The following is a 6,839-nucleotide window of genomic DNA, read 5'->3' on the forward strand; positions in this document are numbered from 1 at the left end:
CAATCTCTCAATCCCAATCGCGGCGACGCGGCCCCCAAGGCAGGAACGCTGTGGGGAGACCAAACCGAAGACGGTGCGTCGGGTTTCTTGGTCAAGTTTGTCGATGGGTTTGCGTCGCCACCTCACATTCACAACATCACTTATCGCGGGGTCGTGATCGCGGGCGGTTTGCACAACGACGATCCCGATGCGGAGCCGATGTGGATGCCGGCGGGTTCTTATTGGACTCAGCCGTTGGGCGAAGTTCACATCACCGCCGCTCGCGGAGACAGCGTCGCGTACGTCGAGATTCAAGAAGGTCCGTATCTCGTGCAGCCACCAAGTGAGGCATTTGATACCGGGGAACGTCCCGTGAACGTCGATGCGTCCAACCTTGTTTGGTTGAAAGCGTCGGACACAAGTTGGATCGAACCGACCAAGACCGTGATTAAAAGCGAACCGGAGATAACGTTTCTCTGGGGGCAGCCTGCGGCCGATCAGGTCAGTGGGACACTGGTCAAATTGCCCGCCGGGTTCACTGGCAAGTTCATCACCACGGCGTCAACCTTTCGCGTGGTCGTCATTCGCGGTCACTTAAGTCTTGGCCTCGATGACAAAAGCGAGAACGCTTCACTCGTGCCGGGCAGCTACTTCGGCTCCGAAGGTGGGGCAACGCATGAGATCTCGGCGGATGAAGAAACCATCGTCTACGTTCGAACCAAGGGGACGTATCGCGTCGCGGCGAAAGAGTGATTTGGCCGGGCGAGCTTAGCGTTGCCCTTCTTTGGCTCGTTGCATCGCACGCTGCTGTTCCAGGATGGCTCGCTCGAACGGTGTGACGCGGTCGCTGGGGCGGAACTGTTCCTGCAGTTGTTCGTCGGGAATGATCGGTGTGACGGTGCCTTGGTTTTGCATTGCTCGAGCCGATTGGAAAACATCGATTGTTTGGTCAACCAGTTCAGGCCCGGGTGGCAAGAGGAAACGGCCGATGCCTTTGCCCTGCATGTTGATGTCTTCGATACGGTTGTTGCCTCGTGCGGTACGGTCGATCGCGACGGATTGGACTCGCCATTCGTGAACCACGATTTCATAGCGAGACTGTGGTGGGATCTGATGGCGGACTTCGCGAGTGATCCACTGGCCGTTGGGTGAAAGCAGTTCGAAGGTTTCGACCCATTCATGCCCGGCGTCGCGGCGTAGTTTCATGTCTTCGAATTCACCGGGCGCAAGTCGGAACGTTTTCTTCAATCCGGCTTGTCGCGAATCGGTCAGCGTGACGTTGACGTCTCTTTGGCTGCTGTTGGTGAATCGAATTTTCGCGGGCGGCAAGTCAGGCAACGCAACTCGCCGTGTATCGATTGGCACCGGGCCTGGGTTCAGCGGGATCGGGCTGACAGCAATTGGGCCAATCGGAATGTCATTGATGCCCCAACCAAACGCGGGTGCGGGAGTGAGCCAAGGCAGGCCGAATCCGCCGTAGATTGGAGCACCGTATTCGACGTATCCGCCCGCCAACGGACCGAACACGGGGCCACCGATCGGTCCCACGCCGACCGGACGCACGAACCGATAGGAGGCTTGAGGGAAGGGATTGAAGTTGTCGAGATCCATGTAGAGGAAGTTGCCAAAGCCGTTGCGTGGGAACTTCAATGCTCTCGCGAGCAGCGTGTTGTAGTAGCCCAGGAACTGTCCGTCTGGAGTATCAAAACGTCGATCGCGAGAGTAGACAACTTGACGCCCATCGCCGTGGCGATAGATCAAGTTTCCGCGACGCAGAGAAATGCGGCCGGTCACCACACCGGAAGGTTCCACCAAATCGAACTCGCCGGAAGGACCGCCACGGCGATGATCCATTCCCGAATGGCGACGATCGGGGAAAGAACGACTGTCGCCGCGAAAGGGAGGTTGAGCGAGGAGAGCGGTTGGGATCGATGCCAGTAGCAATCCGACCAACGTGATGCGGGTGATTGCGAGACCGTTTGAATTGAAAACGGTGGCCAATCCTTTGAAGCTTCGCATCGTTTTTTCCGCTGATTCAGAAGTCTGGGATCAGAAACGCGGTTTGCTCGCCGCTTGGTTCATCGTACCAAGCTGGCGGGCGGTTGCGGGGCAGAAATTTGCACCGGATCAATCGTCGGTTGCATGACCCATTGGGTCCAAAATGCGACGGTAGACCTTTGCGACGCCATGAGCCATCGTGTGATCGCTGAAACATTGATGGTGGCGCGTGACAGCGAAGTCAGACATCGATTGCCAATCATATTGTCCGGAAACCATGGCTTGAATTTGTTCGGCCAAAGATTCTGCATCGCGAGGCTCAGCAAGGACACCTTCGATGCCGTGTCGGATCGCTTCGGGCGTTCCTTCAACCGAAGTTGCAATGACGGGTGTGCCAGCAGCCATCGATTCCAAGACCACCATTGGTAGCCCTTCGCCGTAGAGGCTTGGCAGAACCATCGCATCCAGACGAGCGAGTTCGGCGGGGACGTCCTGCGTGAATCCAACCCAGTCAATCAGATGTCCGATCCCGAGGTCGCTGATCTGAGCGTCGATTTGTTGACGGTAGGCTTCGGTTTCAAAGGGACCGATGCAGCGAAGCGTGACCTCGGTGCCGACGTTGTTGAGGATCGCCAGTGCATCCAGGACCACTTCTAGTCCCTTGCGGGCTCGCATCAAAGCGACCATTCCGATTGTCCAGCGGCCGCCGATGGTGGGTTTGCTTTTGCGAGCGGGGCGAATCGCGGGGACGCCATTGTGGACCACGGTGACTTTGTCTGCGGGAAAACCTTGTTGGATCGTGTCTTCGCGAAGACTGTTTGAAACAGTGATCAGATGAGAGCAATTCGCTAGCGATCGTCGTTCGATCCAGGCATTGATCCGGTTCGACCAAGCTCTTTCGCAATCTCGACCAGCTGGGCTGTGGACGTGGTAGACCCAAGGTCGACCGGACCATTTCGAAACGGCCGAGGCGAGCATGGCCGTTCGCGGTGTGTGAGCGTGCAGCAGTTCATATTCGCCTTCCGCCATGACTCGGGCGAGTCGTTTGACGGCGGTCCAGTCCAGGCGGTGACGCATTGGGACTCGATGACACTGTCCCCAGTTTTCTCCCGCCATGCCGGATTGGTGCTCTTCCAGCATGTCGGCGAATCGGCCTGGTTTGACACAAGCGAAGTCGGCGGTGACATGGAGGTCTGGCAGGCAGCGGCCGAGGTGAGACTGCACGCGTTCCGCGCCGGAGAAGTGTTCTCCGTTGACGACGTGCAGCACCCGAATTTCACGAGGGACATTCAGAGCCGACGGATGGCTGGCGGGCGAGAATGACAGTCCTTCGGTGACGTCGGCGGACGCATCGCCGGCGGGCGCGACGACTGGCGGCACCGAGGAGTTTGCGACGCTTGGAAAGTTCGAATTGGTGGTCGAGTGCATAGCGGGGCGTGCTGAGGTGTCGGGCTTGATTGCCGAGCCGAAGGAATCGATTCGAGATGACGGAGCGTCGGCTGGCGATTGGCGGGATCGATTTGTCGCGAAAAGGGCGGTCGCGGGAGGCAACGCTCTTTAACTTTGGGCTAAAGAAGACACCCGTGTGCTGACCAGTTGTGCAGGATCATCCGCATTGCGGGGGACTTGGACGGTCGTGCCAGTTGTGACGATTGAGTACGCAGGACCCTGGGGGAAACAGCCGAAGTCCGTTAAGTTCTGTGTCTCAAAAATGTGTCTTTCTCCAGCCCTCCCCACGCTCAATTAGTCCCCGTTAGACCTATGAATTCCTCCATCGTTTTGTTGCCCGGTGACGGGATCGGACCTGAAATCGTCGAACAAGCCCGTTTGGTCCTCCTGAAGGTCGCGGAGCGTTTCGGGCACACGTTCGATTTCAGTTCGCACCAGATCGGTGGGATCGCGATTGACGAAACCGGCGACCCTCTTCCTCAACCAACCATCGATGCCTGCCGGAACGCTGCGGCGATTCTTTTGGGAGCGGTTGGCGGGCCGAAATGGGACGATCCATCCGCCAAGACTCGCCCCGAGGCCGGTCTGCTGAAAATCCGCAAGGAGTTGGGGCTGTTCGCCAACCTGCGACCCATCAAGCTGTTCGACGAATTGGCCGACGCGTCTCCGTTGCGAGCCGACATCGTCAAAGGCACGGACATCCTGTTCTTTCGCGAATTGACCGGTGGGATTTATTTTGGTGAATCAGGCACTTCCGGCAGCGGCGAAGAAGAGACCGCTTTCCAGTCGATGACCTACTCGGTCAGTGAAGTCAAACGAATCGTCCGCATGGCAGCCCAAGCGGCTCGCGGTCGTTCGAACCGATTGACCAGCGTCGACAAGGCGAATGTTTTGGAGCCGAGTCGTTTGTGGCGTCGAGTGGCTGCCGAAGTCATGGCCAACGAATTTGCCGATGTCCAGTACGACGTCGTGTTGGTGGATTCGATGGCGATGCACTTGATCAACCGACCATCGGAATTCGATGTGGTTGTCACCGGCAACATGTTCGGCGACATCTTGACCGACGAGGCATCCATGTTGCCCGGTTCGCTTGGCATGTTGCCCAGTGCGTCTTTGGGCGATGGTGGTCCGGGACTGTACGAGCCCATTCACGGATCGGCTCCGGACATCGCCGGCAAAAGCGTCGCGAACCCGTTGGCGACCATCTTGGCAGCAGCGATGATGCTGCGTCACTCGTTGGGACTGACCGAGGAAGCCGAGGCGATCGAAAAAGCCGTCGCGGGCGTGATCACCGATGGCTTGCGAACACCTGACCTGGCTCGTGGCGATCAATCCAAGAGCGTGTCGACCGAAGAAATGGGCGCCGCCGTGGTCGCTAAACTGGCTAGCTAGGAATGCCGTTCGGCTTTCTGAGGTATTCTGGTTGTTCGCCTGATACCAAGTCGACAGCAGGTTCCCCTCCAATCGAAGAACACCTTGCCTGATACAGATACCACCACTTTCATCTTGATCGCGGTCATCCTCGCGGCGCTGGGCATCGCGACTTTGGTCGCGTTCTTGCTCGGTCGCAACGATTCGATCGCGGTCGACGCAGCGGTCGTCAAGCGATTCCGCGCCAAGCTGCGCGTGTGGTGGACGATGGTGGCGATCTTTGTGATCGGATCGTTGATCCACTGGATCGGGTTGGTGGTATTGTTTTCGATGGTGTCGTTCTGGGCATTGCGAGAATTTATCTCGATGACGCCGACCCGGCGGGGTGATCACAGGACGTTGTTTTGGATCTTCTTCATCTTCACGCCGCTGCAGTACATCCTGATCGGTTTGGGCGATGAGTATTATCCATTCTACAGCATCATGATCCCGGTCTACGCGAGCCTGTTCATTCCGGCTCGTGCGGCCATCGCGGGCGACGCGAAACGGTTTCTGGAGCGTTGTGCGAAGATCCAGGCCGGGTTGCTGGTCTGCGTGTACTCGCTGTCCCACGCACCGGCGCTTTTGGATCTTCAATTGGTTCGAACCGGCGGCGAACCTTGGACGGGCAGCAACGTCAACTTGCTGATGTTCTTCGTCTTGATCGCTCAGTTGTCGCTGACTTTGGAACGCGTCTGGAGCAAGTTGGCCGGGCGTCACGTGATCGCTCCGGATATCAACGCGTCTCGAACCTGGGAAGGCGTGCTGGGGGCCATGATGTCGACCGGTGTGATCGCGGCTCTGCTTCGTTGGGCCACACCGTTCTTTTGGTGGGAAGCCTTGTTGATGGGCGTGGTTGTGACCGCGATGGCCAGCATGGGAACGCTGACGATGAGTGCGATCAAACGAGATCGTGGAGTGACCGATACAGGCACATTGGTCCAAGGGCACGCCGGCATCCTGGACCAGATCGACAATATCTGCTTCGCCGCGCCAATCTTCTATCACGTCACACGTTTTTTCTTCACGTAGGCTCCACCGGCCGAGTTCCGCCATTGTCGAGCTCCGCTTCTTCCGAGCCGATTCACTTTTGTATGAGCCAAGGCATGCACCTCGTCATCAGTTCCAGTCTCCATCCCACCAGCCGCAGCCGCATTCTGGCTCGCGCGGTTGCCGAGCGACTGCGATCTCAGGAACGGGAAGTCGAAGTCTTCGATTTGTCTCAGCGAACGTTGCCGCCGTGCGACGGTGCGACCGCCTATGGCAACGAAGAAGTGATCGCACTTGGCGAATTGGTTCGTTCGGCGGAAGCGATTTACATTGCCTCGCCGGTCTACAATTACGACGTGAATGCCGCGATCAAAAACGCGGTGGAGCTGACCGGGAAAGCCTGGACGGGAAAGACCGTGTCGTTGTTGTTGGCCGCGGGCGGCCAAGGCAGTTACATGTCCGCGATGGGATTGGCCAATAGTTTGATGTTGGATTTCCGCTGCGTGATTGTGCCGCGGTTTGTTTACGCGACAGGAGAATCGTTCGAGGGCGATTCGTTGGCCGACGAAGAAATCGGTCGTCGCGTCGATACGTTGGTCGAAGAAACGCTCCGTCTCAGCGACGCACTCAACTCCTGAGTGAATTTGCTTGGTCGACAGACCGGCGTGAAGGCAAGCGACCGATCAGCCAAACATCAACTCTTTGCTGGGTGATTGCCCTCCGTCGCATTTTCGACGGTAGATCCCCAGTTTCTGCAGCGCCAGCAATGACACATAAGCAGGGTTGAGATACAGGTATCGTCGCCACAAGCGGCCAGGTTCTCGCGTCAAACGGAAGAACCATTCCAGCCCGTTCTTTTGCATCCACGGTGGGGCTTGTTCCAGCATTCCCGCATGGAACGCGAACGCGGCACCCACGGCGATCAGAGGCATCGAAAGATGTTCTTTCATCTCGTAAGCAAAGATCTCTTGGCGTGGGCAGCCCAGGCCCACAAAACACATCTCCGCCCCGCT

General features: G+C 57.8%; 7 protein-coding genes. 4 read left to right on the forward strand and 3 right to left on the reverse strand.

Features of this window, described 5'->3' with window-relative positions:
• Positions 1 to 732 (forward strand): DUF4437 domain-containing protein (locus RE6C_RS20895; protein ID WP_039962848.1); only part of this gene is annotated, 732 nt, incomplete at its 5' end.
• A 15-nt stretch (positions 733 to 747) separates the two neighbouring features.
• Here RE6C_RS20895 and RE6C_RS20900 read toward each other — a convergent pair.
• Together RE6C_RS20900 and RE6C_RS20905 are read right to left on the reverse strand one after the other, a co-directional pair.
• On the reverse strand, positions 748 to 1,998 hold the full coding sequence (locus RE6C_RS20900; RefSeq protein WP_008659809.1) for a hypothetical protein: 1,251 nt from the start codon (positions 1,996 to 1,998) through the stop codon (positions 748 to 750).
• Between the two features lie 108 nt (positions 1,999 to 2,106).
• A complete protein-coding gene (locus RE6C_RS20905; protein WP_008659810.1) occupies positions 2,107 to 3,405 on the reverse strand; it encodes a glycosyltransferase family 4 protein in 1,299 nt (432 codons plus the stop codon).
• A 333-nt stretch (positions 3,406 to 3,738) separates the two neighbouring features.
• Here RE6C_RS20905 and leuB point away from each other — a divergent pair, with 333 nt between their 5' ends.
• From leuB to RE6C_RS20920, 3 genes are all read left to right on the forward strand, one after another.
• Positions 3,739 to 4,818 carry a 3-isopropylmalate dehydrogenase gene (gene leuB, locus RE6C_RS20910; protein ID WP_008659811.1) on the forward strand — a complete coding sequence of 360 codons (1,080 nt, stop codon included), beginning with the start codon at positions 3,739 to 3,741 and terminating at the stop codon, positions 4,816 to 4,818.
• 84 nt (positions 4,819 to 4,902) lie between these two features.
• Positions 4,903 to 5,868: a phosphatidate cytidylyltransferase gene (locus tag RE6C_RS20915; protein ID WP_007328412.1), complete on the forward strand. Its 966-nt coding sequence runs from the start codon at positions 4,903 to 4,905 to the stop codon at positions 5,866 to 5,868.
• A gap of 62 nt (positions 5,869 to 5,930) precedes the next feature.
• Complete coding sequence (locus RE6C_RS20920) at positions 5,931 to 6,464, forward strand: NADPH-dependent FMN reductase (RefSeq protein WP_008659812.1); 534 nt, start codon at positions 5,931 to 5,933, stop codon at positions 6,462 to 6,464.
• A 45-nt stretch (positions 6,465 to 6,509) separates the two neighbouring features.
• On the opposite strand, the gene RE6C_RS20925 is transcribed toward RE6C_RS20920, so the two are convergent.
• Positions 6,510 to 6,839 (reverse strand): WecB/TagA/CpsF family glycosyltransferase (locus RE6C_RS20925; protein WP_039962851.1); only part of this gene is annotated, 330 nt, incomplete at its 5' end.

The organism is Rhodopirellula europaea 6C (assembly GCF_000338295.1).
Classification (GTDB): domain Bacteria; phylum Planctomycetota; class Planctomycetia; order Pirellulales; family Pirellulaceae; genus Rhodopirellula; species Rhodopirellula europaea.